The following is a 15,572-nucleotide window of genomic DNA, read 5'->3' on the forward strand; positions in this document are numbered from 1 at the left end:
CATGGCGAGCAAGCGCACCACCGTCCGCGATCTGCGGCGGCACAACCGTTCCCTGCTGCTTTCGAAACTGTACTTCGACGGGCCGCTGTCGCGTCACGAACTCAGCCAGCTCACCGGATTGAGCGCCGCCACGGTCAGCAACGTGACGGCCGAACTGGGCGAAGAACGGCTCATCACCGAGGCAGGCCAGGTCGAATCGGACGGCGGCCGGCCGCGGGTCCTGCTGCGCGTCGACCCGGCGTACGGGCACGTCGCGGGCGTCGACATCGGCGAAACGGGCGTCAAGGTGGAGCTGTTCGACCTGGCGATGAACCGCCTCGCCACGGTCGAGCACCCCCTCCCGAAGGCACCGGACCCGGCGACGGCGGTCGAGCAGGTGACGTCCGGCCTGCGCGAGGTGTTCGCGGACTTCGACGAGGCGAGCGTGCTCGGCGTGGGCATCGGCGTCCCGGGCACGGTCGAGCAGGGCTCGCGGGTGCTGGTCCACGCACCGACGGTGGGCTGGGACGCGGTCCCGCTGGTCTCCCTGCTGCAGGACGCGGGGGTTTCGCTCCCGTTGTTCGTCGACAACGGCGCGAAGACGCAGGGCCAGGCGGAGATGTGGTTCGGCGCGGGCCGCGGCGCCCGCCACGCGGTGATCGCCCTGATCGGCTCGGGCGTCGGAGCCGCGGTCGTCACGGACGGAACGACGTACCGGGGCTCGACGAGCAGCGCGGGCGAGTGGGGCCACACCACGATCGCGTACGGCGGTCAGCAGTGCCGTTGCGGCGCCCTGGGCTGCCTGGAGGCGTACATCGGCGCGGGCGGAGTACTGGCGCGGTACCGCAAGGCGAGGGGCAAGGACGTCCCGGGCGAGGACGAGCAGGCCCGGTTCAAGGCCCTGCTGGAGGCGGCGAGCAAGTCGAAGACGGCAGCCCGGGTCCTGGACGAAACGGCAGGCTACCTGGGCGCGGGGATAGCGAACCTGATCAACTTGTTCAACCCGGAGCGCATAGTGATCGGCGGCTGGGCAGGCTTGGCCCTGGGCGAGCAACTGCTACCCCGCATCCGCACAGCAGCGGGCGAGCACGCGCTGAGGCATCCGTTCAGCCAGACATCGATCCAGCTGGGTTCGCTGGGCCTGGACGCAGTGGCAACAGGAGCGGCAACCCTGCCGGTAGCAGACCTCCTGAACCAGGGCGCGACATCAAGGATCGCAAAACCAGGAGCCCCGGACTCCGACGCGGCCTAGAAGAGCCACGACGGAACCCACACCCCCCCTCCCGCACCCCGATCCGAAGCCAGAACACGGCCGGCAGCACCGGGTCAAGGCACGCTTTCCCGCCTTGACGCGGTCCTGCCGGCCGTAGTCACAATCAGACTTCGGGGTGCCCGGAAGGAGGTGCCCCGGTCAGCGGGAACCACTCACCGTAACCCCCTCACCCTTAATTCGGGTTGAAAAAAAATGACCGCCCGACGGTTGCCCGGCTTGTCTGGACCATGCATACTTTGTTGCCAGGCACAACAAAGCCCGCCGCCGCCCGCACCCCACCCCGCCCCGGAGCGCGAGTGACGGTGAACCGGTCGCGCCTGCCGCCGCCCCGGCATGCGAGGCCACCTCCCCCTCCCCGCGTTCCGTGCTGCGCGCGGAACGCCGTTCCCCTCAACGGTGAGAGAGGCGACAACGATGTCCACCTCGTTCCGCAGAGCCAGAAGAAGAACAGCGGCACTCCTGGCGGCCGGCGCCCTGCTCCTGCTCGGCCAGCAGGTCCTGACCCCCACGGTGGCCGAGGCCGCCGCCACCTTCACCGACGACTTCAACGGCCCCGCCGGGTCGGCCGTCGACGGGTCGAAGTGGCAGCTCGAGACCGGGGACAACGTCAACAACCACGAGCGGCAGTACTACACGTCGGGCACCAACAACGCCCAGCTCGACGGCCTGGGCCACCTCGTGATCACCGCCAAGAAGGAAAACCCGGGCAACTACAACTGCTGGTACGGCCGCTGCGAGTACACCTCCGCGCGGATGAACACGGCGGGCAAGTTCAGCCAGGCCTACGGCCACTTCGAGACCCGCATGAAGCTCCCGCGCGGGCAGGGCATGTGGCCGGCCTTCTGGATGCTCGGCGGCGGCAACTGGCCGACCGACGGCGAGATCGACGTCATGGAGAACGTCGGCTTCGAGCCGAACACCGTCCACGGCACCATCCACGGCCCGGGCTACTCCGGCTCCGGCGGCATCGGCGCGGCCTACAACGGCCCGAACTTCTCCGACGACTTCCACACCTACGCCGTCGACTGGTCGCCCAACCAGATCAAGTGGTACGTCGACGGGAACCTCTACCAGACCCGCACGCCCGCCGACCTCAACGGCAACCGCTGGGTCTACGACCACAACTTCTTCATCATCCTGAACCTCGCCGTCGGCGGGTACTGGCCCGGCGACCCCAACAGCAGCACGCAGTTCCCGCAGCAGCTGGTCGTCGACTACGTGCACGTCACGACCGACACCGGCGGCGGCACCCCGCCGAGCGGGCGGACCGGGCGGATCACCGGCATCGGCGGCAAGTGCGTCGACGTCGCGGGCGCGAACACCGCCAACGGCACGCCCATCCAGATCACCGACTGCAACAACAACGCGGCGCAGAACTGGACGATCGCCAGTGACGGCACGATCCGCGCGCTCGGCAAGTGCATGGACGTCAGCGCCGCGGGCACCGCGGACGGGACACCGGTGCAGCTCTACGACTGCAACGGGACCGTCGCCCAGAAATGGGCGATCTCCGGCGCCAACGACATCGTGAACCCCAACGCGAACAAGTGCCTCGACGCCACCGGCAACTCCAGCGCGAACGGCACCCGGCTGCAGATCTGGACCTGCGCCGGCACGGCCAACCAGAAGTGGACCACGCCCTGATCGATCCCCTCGGGTAGGCGGACCCCGCCCGGTCCGCCTACCCGGCACTCTTTCCTTTCCCCACGAGGAGAATCCCAGTGCGACGAATTCTCGTCGCGCTAATGGGGTGTGCCCTGTTAGCGCTTTCTTCCCTGACCACCGGCTCCGCCCAAGCCGCCGTCGAGGCAGGTCCGTCCGCGAGCCAGCTGCTCGCGAAGACGCAGAACTGCCAGCAGATCTCGAACGGCAAATATTCCTTCGACGAAGGCGGCGCGGCGACCGTGCCCGTCTGCCAGGCCAACGGTGCCGTGTTCTTCACGGCCGACATGGACATCGACTGCGACGGCGTCCGCACCTCGCAGTGCAACGAGCAGACCGACTGCTGCTTCTACCCCGACACCGCGTTCCACACCTCGGCCGACCAGCCGCTGAACGCGGCGCAACTGCCCTACATCGTCCTGCCGCAGCCGACGTCCACCTGGGACTATCGCAACTACGGCATCGACGGCGGTTCCGTCGTGGCGGTGATCTACAACAACCAAGTCACCTACGCCGTGGTCGGTGACACCGGGCCGACGAGCATCATCGGCGAAGCGTCCTACGCGACCGCCGTCAACCTCGGCATCAACCCCGACCCGTCCAATGGCGGCACCGAGGGCCCGGTCACGTACATCGTGTTCCCGAACACGCACGTCAACCCGATCGAGAACCACGCCAACGCGACGAGCCTCGGCGAGCAGGTCGCGACGCAGTTCGCCGGCGGCACCACCACGCCGCCCACCCAGAACGCCGGGCGGATCACCGGCCTCGGCGGCAAGTGCGTCGACGTCGCGGGCGCGAACAACGCGAACGGCACGGCGGTCCAGCTCTACGACTGCAACGGCACGACCGCCCAGCAGTGGACGGTCGGCAGCGACGGCACCGTGAAAGCGCTCGGCAAGTGCCTCGACGTCACCAGTGCCGGCACCGCCAACGGCACGCCGATCCAGCTCTGGGACTGCAACGGCAGCACCGCCCAGAAGTGGTCGGCCAACGGGTCGCGGAACCTCGTGAACGCGGGGTCCGGCAAGTGCCTCGACGCGACCGGCAACTCGAGTGCGAACGGCACCCGCCTCCAGATCTGGACCTGCGGGTCCGGCGCGAACCAGAAGTGGACGCTCCCATGAAGAAACTGCTCACGCTGCTCGGCGTGACCGCGCTCGCCGCGGCCACCTTCGCCGCGCCCGCGCAGGCCGCGGGCGAGACGGTCAACGTCTGGCTCACCACCACCAGCGACTCCGGCGGCCGCCAGGTCACCCGCGGTCTCCAGCAGCAGACCCCGATCACCTTCGCCTCGGGCACCGGTTCCGGCGGCGTGACCATCAACGTCAACGAAGGCACCACGTACCAGCAGTTCGAAGGCGGCGGAGCGTCCTTCACGGACACCGCGGCCTGGCTGATGAACTCCAGCGGCGCGCTGTCGCAGGCCACCCGCGACGACACGATGCGCAAGCTGTTCGACCCGACCAATGGCATCGGGCTGAGCTTCATCCGCAACCCGCTGGGCGCGTCCGACCTGGCGCGCTACAGCTACACCTTCGACGACATGCCGGCCGGCCAGACCGACCCGAACCTGACGCACTTCTCGATCGCCCACGACCAGGCGGACGTGCTGCCGCTGACCAAGCAGGCCAAGCAGCTCAACCCGCAGGCCAAGGTGATGGCGTCGCCGTGGAGCGCGCCGCCCTGGATGAAGGACAACGACAGCTACCTGCTGGGCTGGGTCCAGTCGCAGTACTACCCGGCGTACGCGCAGTACTTCGTCAAGTACCTCCAGGCCTACCAGGCCGCGGGCGTGCCGATCGACTACGTGTCGATGCAGAACGAGCCGACGTGCTGCTCGAGCTACCCGTCGACCAACTGGAACGGCGCCGGGCTGGCGTACTTCGCGAAGAACAACCTGCTGCCGGCCCTGCAGGGCGCCGGACTGTCCACAAAGGTCCTCGCGCTCGACTGGAACTGGGACACCTACGCGTCCTACGGCGCGCCGACGCTGGACGACCCGGCGATCCGCAACCACCCGAACTTCGGCGGCGTCGCCTGGCACGGGTACGGCGGTGACATCGCGCAGCAGACGACGACGCACAACCAGTACCCGAACGTCAACGCCTACTCGACCGAGCACTCCGGGGGCACCTGGATCTCGAACCAGCAGGCCGAGGACATGAACAACATCGTCGACTACACGCGCAACTGGTCGAAGAGCGTCACCAAGTGGAGCCTCGCCGTCGACCAGAACATGGGCCCGCACAACGGCGGCTGCGGCACCTGCACCGGCCTGATCACCGTCCACAACGGAGACTCGCGCAGCGGGCAGGTCGACTACACCGTCGAGTACTACACGATGGGCCACCTGACGAAGTTCGTGAAGCCGGGCGCGTACCGGATCGACTCGAACGACAACTCGACGGTCCGCAACGTCGCCTGGAAGAACCCGGACGGCTCGAAGGCGCTCATCGCGTACAACTCCAGCACGGCCAACCAGAGCGTGCGGGTGAACTGGGGCAACTCGTCGTTCACCTACACGCTGCCCGGCCAGACGTCGGCGACGTTCACCTGGGCCGGCAACCAGGGCAACAGCGGCGGCAAGACCGGCGCCATCACCGGCATCGGCGGCAAGTGCATGGACGTCGCGGGCGCCAACAGCGCCAACGGCACGGCGGTCCAGCTCTACGACTGCAACGGTTCGGGCGCGCAGCAGTGGACGGTCGGCACCGGCGGCACGATCCGCGCGCTGGGCAAGTGCCTCGACGTCACCGGTCAGTCCACCGCGGACGGAGCACAGCTGCAGCTGTGGGACTGCGGCGGGACGGCCAACCAGCGGTGGGCGGCCACCGCGGCCAAGGACATCGTCGGGTCCGGCTCGAACAAGTGCGTCGACGCCACCGGCAACTCGAGTGCGAACGGCACCCGGCTGCAGATCTGGACCTGCACCGGCGCCGCCAACCAGAAGTGGAACGTGCCCGCATGAACAAACGAGCAGCATTCGGGGCCCTGATCGCGGCGTCCGCGATGGTCGCCCTGCCCGGGGCGGCCCAGGCGGCGACCGGCCCGATCACCGGGATCGCCGGCAAGTGCGTCGACGTCAACGCGGCGAGCAGCGCCAACGGCACGGCGATCCAGCTCTACGACTGCAACGGCACCAACGCTCAACAGTGGACGGTCGGGTCCGACGGTTCCCTGCAGGCGCTGGGCAAGTGCCTCGACGTGACGAGCGCGGGGACGGCCGACGGCACGCAGATCCAGCTCTGGGACTGCAACGGCTCCGCCGCACAGAAGTGGACGGCCAACGCGGCGAAGAACCTCGTCAACACCGGTTCGGGCAAATGCCTCGACGCGACCGGGAACTCCAGCGCGAACGGGACGCGGCTGCAGATCTGGACGTGCGCGAGCACGGCCAACCAGCAGTGGACGCTCCCGTCCGGCGGCACCACCCCGCCGCCGTCCGGGCCGGGTGTGATGGCCGTGGCGCCGTACCTCTACAACGGCTGGGGCAACCCGCCGAGCCCGCAGACGATCCAGAACGCCACCGGTGTCAAGTGGTTCACGCTGGCCTTCATCCTGTCCAACGGCTACTGCAACCCGCAGTGGGACGGCGGCCGGGCGCTGACCGGCGGTGTCGACCAGAACACCATCAACGCGGTGCGCGCGGGCGGCGGCGACGTCATCCCGTCGTTCGGCGGCTACTCGGGCAACAAGCTGGAGTCCTCGTGCGGCAGCGCGGGTGAGCTGGCGGCGGGCTACCAGAAGGTGATCAGCGCCTACGGCCTCAAGGCGATCGACATCGACATCGAGGCCGACGCCTACAGCAACCCGACGGTGCAGCAGCGCACGGTCGACGCGCTTAAGACGGTCCGGGCGAACAACCCGGGCATCAAGATCTACGTCACGTTCGGCACCGGGCAGTCCGGACCCGACAACAGCCTGGTGAACCGGGCGGCGCAGTCCGGGCTCACGGTCGACGGCTGGGTCATCATGCCGTTCGACTTCGGCGGCGCCGGCCAGAACATGGGCACGCTCACGCAGCGTGCGGCCGAGGGCCTCAAGAACGTCGTCAAGGCGGCTTACGGCTACGACGACGACACGGCCTACCGGCACATGGGCATCTCGTCGATGAACGGCATCACGGACAACAACGAGACGGTGACCCTGAACGACTTCACGACGATCCTGGGCTACGCGAACCAGCACCACCTGGCCCGGTTGACGTTCTGGTCGGCCAACCGCGACCGCCCCTGCCCGGGCGGCTACCCGAACGACGACACGTGTTCGGGTGTTTCCCAGCAGGCGTGGGACTTCACGAGGATCTTCGCCCGCTACGCCGGCTGACCCCCGAAAGTCCGTGAATGCCACATTGAGGGACTTCAAGTCCCTCAATGTGGCATTCACGGCTTTCAGGAGGTTATCCAGCCGCGACGATGCCCGAACGGGCACTACTCGGACATCGCGGCCCGGGCCGCCTCGGCGCGGTCGGCGTACGCACCGACCAACTGCTCCTCCGCGTCTTCGAGGTACTTCATCAGCAGCTTCTCCGCGCCCGGGCCGTCGCCCGCCTCGAGGCGGTCCAGGATCTCGTGGTTGCGCGGCAGATAACGCTCGTGGAAGCGCCGCGGCTCGGCCATGATGTGGAAGACCAGCCGCAGCTCGGCGGTCAGCCGGCCGACCAGCTCGTTGACGCGCTCGCTGCCCGACAGCGCCGCCAGTTCCTGGTGGAACCAGACGTTCGCGGTGCCGAGGTCCTTCCAGTTCCCGGTGCGCGCGGCCTCGTCGCCGATCTCGACCTTCTCGCGGATCCGGGCGATCGAAGCGGGCCTCGCCGTCACCCCGCGGACCGCCGCGCACTCGATGATCTTGCGGACGCGGTAGATGTCGACGACGTCGTCCACGCTCGGGATGCGGACGAAGACGCCTCGGTTGAGCTCGTGGGCGAGCAGCCGCTCGTGCGTGAGCAGCCGGAACGCCTCGCGGAGCGTGTTGCGCGAGACGCCGAGCGCGTTGCCGATGTCCTGCTCCGACAGGCGCCCGCCGGGCAGGAAGAAGCCCTCCGCGATGCGCTTGCGCAGCACCCCGGCGACCCGCTCGGCCGTGCTCTTGCGGCTGACGAGGCCGCGGTCGGCCTCCAGGCCCGGTGACCCGCTGTCTTCGATGACCACGCTCCGATGATACCCGTCACACTGAGGACGATCCAATTGCCGTCTTGTGGAATTGTTCAACGATCCTTACTGTGTGAGTCACGCCACGATGAGACACTGGCCAGGAGGTGCCCATGACTGCGACAACAGCTACCGAGGCCCGGCCGTTCGACTGGTTCCGAACGCTCGGCAAACGCGGACGGCGCGCCTTCCTGGGCGCGTTCGGCGGCTACGGCCTGGACTCGTTCGACTACCAGACCCTGCCCCTCGGCCTGGCCGCGATCACCGCGTACTTCGGCATTTCGAGCGGTGAAGCCGGCCTGCTCGGCACGACGACGCTGGTCGTGTCGGCCGTCGGCGGTGTCGGCGCGGGGATGCTGGCCGACCGGATCGGCCGCGTCCGCACGCTGCAGCTCACCATCGCGATGTACACGATCTTCACCGTGCTCTGCGGGTTCGCGCCGAACTTCGAGACACTGCTGATCTTCCGCGCCCTGCAGGGCCTGGGCTTCGGTGGTGAGTGGGCGGCCGGTGCCGCGCTGGTCGCCGAGTACTCGCAGGCCCGCTACCGCGGCCGGACCGTGGCGTTCGTGCAGAGCGCCTGGGCGGTCGGCTGGGGCCTCTCGGTGATCGTCTACACCGTCGTGTTCAGCCTGGCGAGCCCCGACCTGGCCTGGCGGATCATGTTCTGGACCGGCGTCATCCCGGCCCTGTTCGTGCTGTGGGTCCGCAAGAGCGTCAAGGACGCGCCGCGCGCCGAAGAACGCCTGAAGGCCGAACGCCCGAAGGGCACGCTCGTCAAGATCTTCAAGGCCGACCTGCTGCGCACGACGTTCTTCGCCGCACTGCTGGCCACCGGCGTCCAGGGTGGTTACTACACGATCTCGACGTGGCTGCCGTCCTACCTGAAGAAGACGCGCGAGCTGACCGTGATCGGCACCGGTGGGTACCTCGCGTTCCTGATCACCGGCGCCTTCGTCGGGTACGTCTGCGGCGGGTACCTCACGGACCTGCTGGGGCGCAAGAAGACCTTCCTGACGTTCGCGCTGCTCTCGGCCGCGCTGATCGTCGCGTACACGCAGATCCCCAAGGGCGCCAACGGGCTCGTGCTCGTCCTCGGTTTCCCGCTCGGCTTCTCGATGTCCGCGATCTTCAGCGGCTTCGGCGCGTACCTCGCCGAGCTGTACCCGACGACGCTGCGCGGGACCGGACAGGGCTTCACGTACAACTTCGGCCGCGCGGTCGGCGCGATCTTCCCGACCGTCGTGGGCTTCCTCGGCGCCGGCGGCGCGATCGTGTTCGGCGCGCTCGGCTACGGCATCGCCGTGCTCGCGCTGCTGGGCCTGCCGGAAACCCGGGGCATCGAACTCGTCGACTGAGGGGGAACTCATGACGACCTTTGACGAACCCGCGACGTTCACCCCCGCGCAGGCGCGCGAGGCGTTCCGCCGCGGCACCGCCCGGCCGACCACCGGCTGGGCCAACGGCTTCACGCAGACCAACCTGATCGCCGTGCCCGAAGACTGGGCCTACGACGTCCTGCTGTTCTGCACCCGCAACCCGCAGGCGTGCCCGGTGCTCGACGTCACCGACCCCGGTGACCCGGCCACCCGGCTCGCCGAGGGCGCGGACCTGCGCACCGACCTGCCGCGCTACCGGATCTGGCAGAACGGCGTGCTGGCCGGCGAGGTGTCGGACGCGACCGGGTTGTGGCGCAGCGACATGGTCGCCTTCTCGATCGGCTGCAGCTTCACCTTCGAGACGGCACTGGCCGCCGAGGGCGTCCCGCTGCGGCACGTCGACCAGGGCCGCAACGTCGCGATGTACGTGACGAACCGGCAGTGCGAGCCCGCCGGGCGGCTGTTCGGGCCGATGGTCGTGTCGATGCGGCAGATCCCGGAGGACCGGGTCGACGACGCCGTCCGGATCACGCGGGCGATGCCGGCCGTCCACGGCGCTCCGGTGCACGTCGGCGATCCGCGCGCGCTGGGGATCGAAGACCTTTCGCGGCCGGACTTCGGGGATCCGGTGGACGCGGAACCCGGTGACGTCCCGGTGTTCTGGGCCTGCGGGGTCACCCCGCAGGCGGCGCTGATGGCGTCCCGGCCCCCGTTCGCGATCACGCACGCGCCGGGGTACATGTTCATCACGGACCGGCTCGACAGCGAATACCGGGTGGACTGAAATGGATCTGAACAGCGATCTCGGCGAGGGCTTCGGCGCCTGGAAGATGGGCGACGACGAAGCCATGCTGGACATCGTGACCAGCGCGAACGTCGCGTGCGGCTTCCACGCCGGCGACCCGTCGGTGATGCGGCGGGTCTGCGACCTGGCGGCCGAACGCGGCGTCGCGATCGGGGCGCACGTCGGGTACCACGACCTGGCCGGGTTCGGCAGGCGCGCGCTCGACATCGCGCCGAACGACCTGGCGAACGAAGTGCTCTACCAGATCGGCGCGCTCGACGCGTTCGCCCGCGCGGCGGGCAGCCGCGTGACGTACGTGAAGCCGCACGGCGCGCTGTACAACACCGCGGCGGTGGACGCCGAGCAGGCCGCCGCGATCGTCGACGGCCTGCGCCGGTACGACCCCGGGCTCGCGCTGCTCTGCCTGCCGAACTCGGAAATGCAGCGGCAGGCGGAAAAGGCGGGCGTGGTGGCGTACGCGGAGGCGTTCGCGGACCGCGCCTACACCGCCGACGGCAAGCTCGTGTCGCGCAAGAAACCGGGCGCGGTGCTGCACGACGCGGACCTGGTGGCCGAGCGCGCGGTCGGGATGGCGACCGGGGGCGTCATCACCGAGGACGGCAGCAAGCTCGACGTCCGCCCGGATTCCCTGTGCGTGCACGGGGACACGCCGGGCGCGGTGGAGCTGGCGCGGCGGATCGAGGCGGCGCTGGCCGAAGCGGGCGTGCAGCTGGGCGCGTTCACCGGATGACCGTGCGGCTGCTCCCGTGCGGCCGCCGCGCGCTGCTCGTGGAACCGGACGACGTGCTCGGGTACCAGGCGGCGCTGGCCCGGTTGTCGGTGGACGGTGTCGAGGAACTGGTCCCGGCGGCCCGGACGCTGCTGGTCCGGTTCGACCCCGCGGTGACGGACGCGGACCGGCTCGGCGCGGTGCTGCGTCAAGTGTCTCCTGTGGATGGTGCGGTGGCGGAGGCGGGCGAGGTGGTGGTCCCGGTGGTGTACGACGGCGAGGACCTGGCCGACGTCGCGGCCGAGGCGGGTCTTTCGGTGGACTCGGTGATTTCCTTGCACAGCGCGGGTTCGTACGTCTCGGCGTTCTGCGGGTTCGCGCCCGGGTTCGCGTACCTGTCCGGATTGGACCCGGCCCTGCACGTCTCCCGGCGCGCGACGCCCCGGACGCGCATCCCCGCGGGGTCGGTCGCGATCGCCGGGGAATACAGCGCGGTCTACCCGAGCGCGTCCCCGGGCGGCTGGCGGCTGCTCGGCCGGACGGACGTGCCGGTGTGGGACGTCGAACGCGACCCGCCGAACCTCCTGCCGCCGGGCACGCGAGTGCGTTTCGAAGCGGTGCCGTCGTGAAGCTCGAAGTCGTGCGGCCGGGGTTCTCGGCGACGGTGCAGGACCTCGGCCGGCCCGGGCACGCGGCGCTCGGCGTCGGCCGGTCCGGTGCCGCCGACCGCGCGTCGTTCGAGCTGGCCAACCGGCTCGTCGGGAACCCCGGCGACGCGGCGGCGCTGGAGGTCACGCTCGGCGGCCTGGTGCTGCGCGCGTCGAGCGTCACGACGGTAGCGGTCACCGGCGCGCTCTGCCCGGTGTCGCCGGGCGGCATGAACGCGCCGATCACGCTGTGGCCGGGCGACGAGCTCGTGCTGGGCACGGCGTCCGCGGGCTTGCGCTGCTACGTCGCGGTGCGCGGCGGGATCGACGTGGCGCCGGTGCTGGGTTCGCGCTCCACCGACACCCTCGGGAAGCTGGGCCCACCTCCGCTGGCCGCCGGGATGCTGCTGCCGGTCGGCGCACCCGGCGCGTTCCCGGTGGCCGACCTCGCGCCGCGTGCGGCATTGCCGGCCGAGCCGGTGCTGCGCGTGACGCCCGGACCGCGGCGCGACTGGTTCGCCGCGCCGGACGAACTGCTGTCCACTGTGTACACGGTGTCGCCGGACTCGGACCGCGTCGGCATCCGGTTCACCGGGCCGCCGCTGTCCCGTGCCCGGTCCGGGGAACTGCCGTCCGAGGCGTGCGTGCCGGGATCGGTGCAGGTACCGCCGTCGGGCCGGCCGATCCTGTTCCACGCCGACGGCCCGACGACGGGCGGCTACCCGGTGATCGCGGTCGTCGACGAGGCCGACCTCGACCTCGCGGCCCAGCTGCGCCCCGGCCAGACCGTGCGGTTCCGCGCCGCCTAGGCCCGGGAGTCCGGCACCCCGGCGTAGTCCGGCAGCTCGACGCCGTTGATCGCCCGTTCGATCAGCGGGGTGAGGACCGCCATGTCGGGCTCCTCGACCGGGCCGCCGTCGCGCATGCGCGCGTGCAGCCGGCCGATCTCCTGGTTGGCCTCGACGTACGAGCGCATCCGCTGCTCGTACCCGGTGAACCCGGCCTTGGGGTCCCACCCGGTGGCGGCGAGTTCGCCGGCCAGCAGGTATGCGCCGACGAGGGCCAGCCCGGTGCCGCCGCCGGACAGCGGCGACGAGCTGAACGCCGCGTCGCCGAGCAGCGCCACCCGCCCGTCCGACCAGCGGTCCAGCACCACCTGGGCGATCTGGTCGAGGTAGAAGTCCGGGGTGTCGTCGAGGTGGGCGAGGATGCGCGGGGTCAGCCAGCCGAAGCCGGCCATGCGCTCGCGCAGCAGGCGCTTCTGGGCTTCGATGTCGCGGTGGTCGACGTCGAACTCGGCCGCGGAGAAGGACAGCATCGCCATCGCCCGGGTGGCGTCCGGGAGGGGCCGCAGGCCGGCGGAGCGCCCGCCCTCCTGGTGGTCGAGCATCCAGCGCTCCAGCCCGAACTCGTTGGGCACGCTGTAGAAGGCCAGCACGGACCCCAGGTGACGGACGAACCGCTCACGCGGCCCGAAGACCATCGCCCGCAGCGACGAATGCAACCCGTCCGCCCCGACCACCAGGTCGAAGCGCCGCCGCCCGCCGCTCGCGAAGACCACGTCGACGCCGTCCTCGTCCTGGGTGAGCTCGGCGATCCGGTCGTCGAAGACGTACTCGACGCCTTCGCGGGTGTCGTCGTACAGCACCCGGGACAGGTCTCCGCGCAGGATCTCGATCTCCGCGATGTACCCGTCGCCGCCGTCGTCCTCCGCGCTGAAGGTCTCGAGGATCCGCCCCTCCGCGTCCACGACGTGCGCGCCGGCGGTCTCGGTCCGGGCCGCGCGCACCGCCGCGTCCAGCCCCATCCGCCGGATGACCTCCCTGGCCACCCCGCGCGCGTCCACCGCCTGCCCGCCGGGGCGCAGCCCGGGCGCCCGCTCCACCACGGTCACCTCGGCTCCCCGCCGGTGCAGCCAGTGGGCCAGCGCGGGCCCCGCGATGCTCGCTCCCGCCACCAGCACCTTGGTTCCGCTCACCGTGTCCCCCTCGTTCTTCGGTCCGGGGTCCGGATCCTACGGCGAGATCCGCACGGCGAGCAGCCAAACGACGTTGGTGGCCGCGATCGCGAGCCACGCGGCCCACGCCGCCGGCGGGACCAGGGCGGTGGTGACGACCCCCAGTGCCACCGTCACCACCACCGGCCAGGCCCGCCGCGCCCGGCGTGGTCCCCGTTCGGCCAGGTAGGCGTCGAGCGCCTCCGCGACCTGGTCGTCGATCTCGTCGCGCACCCGCGGGTCCAGCTCAGACATGGGCCGGCACCGGCGGCCGCGCCGGGAGCGCCACCGTCAGGCACGCCAGCGCCAGCGGAACCTCGAGACCGGCCATGAGCAGGGAAAACACGACGTCGTCGCCGGCTGTCACGACGTCGAACCAGGCGTCGGCGAGCAGCAACGTCGCCGTGGCCGTCGCGGCGAGCGGCGTCCGCGGGTCGCCGCGGCCGAGCAGCCAGGCCGTGACCAGCAGGCCGAACGCCTCCGCCGCGTCGAAGCCCGTCCAGGCCAGTCGCCAATGCTGTGCCGCCACGACGTCCGGCAGCGTCGTCCCCAGTACCGCGATCCACGGCAGCAGGCACAGCCCCGCCGCCCAGAAGAGTCTTTTCATGGTGAACCCCCGTTCGCCGACCACGGTAGCGGATTACAGAGATTCTTTGCAAACAATCTCTGTAGTACGCTGCGAGCATGGTCGAACGTCCCGAACGGCGCGTGCTCACCGGCGCGGATCTCAAAGCCTTCTACAAGGCCCTGGCCAACCCGGTGCGCCGCGACATCCTGTCCTACCTGGGAAAACACGGCGAGGCGAACTCGACGAGCGTCGCCAAGGCCCTCGGCGAAAGCACCGGGACGACCAGCTACCACCTCCGCCGGCTCGCCGACCTCGACCTGATCGCGGAGATCGAAGAGCGCTCGACCGGCCGCGAACGCTGGTGGAAGTCGCTGATGAAGGACATCTACACCCCACCCGGCCTGGAGATGACGCCGGACGAGCGCGAGGCCGCGCGGAAGCTCGGCGCCCTCAAGATGAGCCACGACCTCGGCCTGGTCACCCGGGCGTACGCGGGCTACGACGACGCCGAAGGCTGGAACCAGATCTACCGCGCGGGCCTGACCCTGACGAAGGAGCAGGTGACGTCGTTCGTCGAGGAGTACCAGAACCTGATCTGGAAGTACGTCACCGAACCGGGCCACCACCCACCGGGCTCGCGCGCGCTCGCCGTCCGGCTGATCGTCGTGCCCGAAGAAGAGTCCACAGAGGACTAGAGGCCGGACACGCGCAGCGTGATGTTCAGCCGGCCGGTCAGGCCCAGTGCCGGGTCCGCCGTGCCGGGCAGCGTCTTCGGCACGCCGTGGTACGCCAGGCGCGAGGGGCCGCCGAACACGAACACGTCGCCCGAGCGGAGCTCGACGTCCGTGTACGGCTTGCCGCGCGTCTCCGTGTTGCCGAAGCGGAACACGCACGCGTCGCCGAGGCTGACGGACACCACCGGCGCCAGGCTGCGCTCGTCCTTGTCCTGGTGCAGCCCCATCTTCGCGGCGGCGTCGTAGAAGTTGACCAGCGCGATGTCCGGCTCGTACCCCTCGGCCGGTTCGCCGTACGCGTCGGCGAGCGCGCGGCGGCCGAGGTCGCCGAGCCAGTCCGGGAACGGCAGCACCGGCGTGCCCTCGCCGGTCGTGCGCGAGTAGCCGTACGGGTACCAGTGCCAGCCGAGGCAGACGGACTTCACCGACATCACGCCGCCGTTGGGCAGCCGGGTGTGGCGGTAACCGGACCAGCCGCGGCAGGCCGCGACGAGCTCACGCTGTTCGTCGAAGCCGAGCCAGTCGGGTACGTGCACGGCACCGGGGGCGATCTCGGCGCGCGGCCGCGGCAGGAGGGCGTCCATCACCTCGATTGTGCCGGAGACCCCTGCCGCGCACGTTCGGTGATCATCGAAGGCACGATCCGATGACCGCGGACGGTGACGCC

Annotated in this window: 16 protein-coding genes; 11 read left to right on the forward strand and 5 right to left on the reverse strand. The window is 70.2% G+C overall.

Annotation, left to right across the window (positions count from 1 at the left end; genetic code table 11):
* Position 1 precedes the first annotated feature (1 nt).
* The 5 genes from ACWEN0_RS03920 (at position 2) to ACWEN0_RS03940 (ending at position 7,243) form a co-directional block, all read left to right on the forward strand.
* Positions 2-1,231 carry an ROK family transcriptional regulator gene (locus ACWEN0_RS03920; protein ID WP_451968688.1) on the forward strand — a complete coding sequence of 410 codons (1,230 nt, stop codon included), beginning with the start codon at positions 2-4 and terminating at the stop codon, positions 1,229-1,231.
* A gap of 435 nt (positions 1,232-1,666) precedes the next feature.
* Positions 1,667-2,896 carry an RICIN domain-containing protein gene (locus ACWEN0_RS03925; protein WP_451968690.1) on the forward strand — a complete coding sequence of 410 codons (1,230 nt, stop codon included), beginning with the start codon at positions 1,667-1,669 and terminating at the stop codon, positions 2,894-2,896.
* A gap of 77 nt (positions 2,897-2,973) precedes the next feature.
* Entirely contained in the window at positions 2,974-4,041 is a 1,068-nt protein-coding gene (locus ACWEN0_RS03930; protein WP_451968691.1) for a ricin-type beta-trefoil lectin domain protein, read from the forward strand.
* Positions 4,038-5,885 carry a ricin-type beta-trefoil lectin domain protein gene (locus tag ACWEN0_RS03935; RefSeq protein ID WP_451968692.1) on the forward strand — a complete coding sequence of 616 codons (1,848 nt, stop codon included), beginning with the start codon at positions 4,038-4,040 and terminating at the stop codon, positions 5,883-5,885. The genes ACWEN0_RS03930 and ACWEN0_RS03935 overlap by 4 nt, the downstream gene beginning before the upstream one ends.
* Positions 5,882-7,243, forward strand: a complete 1,362-nt coding sequence (locus ACWEN0_RS03940) for a ricin-type beta-trefoil lectin domain protein (protein WP_451968693.1) — start codon at positions 5,882-5,884, stop codon at positions 7,241-7,243. Before ACWEN0_RS03935 ends, ACWEN0_RS03940 begins: the two co-directional genes overlap by 4 nt.
* Positions 7,244-7,347: 104 nt before the next feature.
* Here ACWEN0_RS03940 and ACWEN0_RS03945 read toward each other — a convergent pair whose 3' ends face one another.
* A complete protein-coding gene (locus tag ACWEN0_RS03945) occupies positions 7,348-8,067 on the reverse strand; it encodes a GntR family transcriptional regulator (RefSeq protein ID WP_451968694.1) in 720 nt (239 codons plus the stop codon).
* A gap of 113 nt (positions 8,068-8,180) precedes the next feature.
* Between ACWEN0_RS03945 and ACWEN0_RS03950 the strand changes: the two genes are divergently transcribed.
* The 5 genes from ACWEN0_RS03950 to ACWEN0_RS03970 are packed head-to-tail and all read left to right on the forward strand — an operon-like array spanning position 8,181 to position 12,416.
* Entirely contained in the window at positions 8,181-9,425 is a 1,245-nt protein-coding gene (locus ACWEN0_RS03950; RefSeq protein ID WP_451968695.1) for an MFS transporter, read from the forward strand.
* Positions 9,426-9,435: 10 nt separating this feature from the next.
* On the forward strand, positions 9,436-10,230 hold the full coding sequence (locus ACWEN0_RS03955; protein WP_451968697.1) for a putative hydro-lyase: 795 nt from the start codon (positions 9,436-9,438) through the stop codon (positions 10,228-10,230).
* Between the two features lies 1 nt (position 10,231).
* On the forward strand, positions 10,232-10,981 hold the full coding sequence (locus tag ACWEN0_RS03960; RefSeq protein WP_451968698.1) for a LamB/YcsF family protein: 750 nt from the start codon (positions 10,232-10,234) through the stop codon (positions 10,979-10,981).
* Positions 10,978-11,589 carry a 5-oxoprolinase subunit B family protein gene (locus ACWEN0_RS03965; protein ID WP_451968700.1) on the forward strand — a complete coding sequence of 204 codons (612 nt, stop codon included), beginning with the start codon at positions 10,978-10,980 and terminating at the stop codon, positions 11,587-11,589. The genes ACWEN0_RS03960 and ACWEN0_RS03965 overlap by 4 nt, the downstream gene beginning before the upstream one ends.
* Positions 11,586-12,416 (forward strand): 5-oxoprolinase subunit C family protein, encoded by an 831-nt coding sequence (locus ACWEN0_RS03970; RefSeq protein WP_451968701.1) that lies wholly within the window; start codon positions 11,586-11,588, stop codon positions 12,414-12,416. Before ACWEN0_RS03965 ends, ACWEN0_RS03970 begins: the two co-directional genes overlap by 4 nt.
* Here the strand turns inward: ACWEN0_RS03970 and ACWEN0_RS03975 are convergent.
* From ACWEN0_RS03975 to ACWEN0_RS03985, 3 genes are read right to left on the reverse strand one after another with little or no spacing between them, the layout of a single operon-like run.
* On the reverse strand, positions 12,413-13,585 hold the full coding sequence (locus tag ACWEN0_RS03975) for an FAD-dependent monooxygenase (protein WP_451968703.1): 1,173 nt from the start codon (positions 13,583-13,585) through the stop codon (positions 12,413-12,415). The genes ACWEN0_RS03970 and ACWEN0_RS03975 overlap by 4 nt on opposite strands.
* A gap of 36 nt (positions 13,586-13,621) precedes the next feature.
* Complete coding sequence (locus tag ACWEN0_RS03980; protein ID WP_451968705.1) at positions 13,622-13,858, reverse strand: hypothetical protein; 237 nt, start codon at positions 13,856-13,858, stop codon at positions 13,622-13,624.
* Entirely contained in the window at positions 13,851-14,210 is a 360-nt protein-coding gene (locus ACWEN0_RS03985) for a hypothetical protein (protein WP_451968707.1), read from the reverse strand. The genes ACWEN0_RS03980 and ACWEN0_RS03985 overlap by 8 nt, the downstream gene beginning before the upstream one ends.
* A gap of 77 nt (positions 14,211-14,287) precedes the next feature.
* On the opposite strand from ACWEN0_RS03985, the gene ACWEN0_RS03990 reads away from it, so the two are divergent.
* A complete protein-coding gene (locus tag ACWEN0_RS03990) occupies positions 14,288-14,866 on the forward strand; it encodes an ArsR/SmtB family transcription factor (protein WP_451968709.1) in 579 nt (192 codons plus the stop codon).
* Here ACWEN0_RS03990 and ACWEN0_RS03995 read toward each other — a convergent pair.
* Positions 14,863-15,489: an alpha-ketoglutarate-dependent dioxygenase AlkB family protein gene (locus ACWEN0_RS03995; RefSeq protein ID WP_451968711.1), complete on the reverse strand. Its 627-nt coding sequence runs from the start codon at positions 15,487-15,489 to the stop codon at positions 14,863-14,865. The genes ACWEN0_RS03990 and ACWEN0_RS03995 overlap by 4 nt on opposite strands.
* Positions 15,490-15,572 lie beyond the last annotated feature (83 nt).

The organism is Amycolatopsis sp. NPDC004378 (assembly GCF_053602455.1).